This is a genomic window from Kitasatospora phosalacinea (assembly GCF_000717185.1).
In the GTDB taxonomy this organism is placed as follows: Bacteria; Actinomycetota; Actinomycetes; order Streptomycetales; family Streptomycetaceae; genus Kitasatospora; species Kitasatospora phosalacinea_A.
The window spans coordinates 1-202 of the sequence record NZ_JNYE01000334.1; the positions used below are offsets into that span (position 1 = coordinate 1).

1 pseudogene is annotated in these 202 nt (G+C 74.8%); it reads left to right on the forward strand.

The window, feature by feature from the left end:
- Positions 1 to 202: pseudogene (locus OO57_RS38275) on the forward strand (IS5/IS1182 family transposase); the annotation flags it as partial.

Below are 202 nucleotides of genomic sequence, written 5' to 3' on the forward strand. Positions count from 1 at the left end.
TGCTGGGCCACCTGCCCGAGCGGCAACTCGGCGAGAAGGCCGCGAACGCGGTGGGCCTGCTGGCCCTGGTCGCCGGGCAGGACGTCGAGCCCGCCGACGACTCCGACGGCCGCGACGGACGCTGGCGCATCACCCGCGCAACCGCACCCGAGCGGATCGTGTCCGTCGTCGACCCCGATGCCCGGCACGTCCACAAGACCCG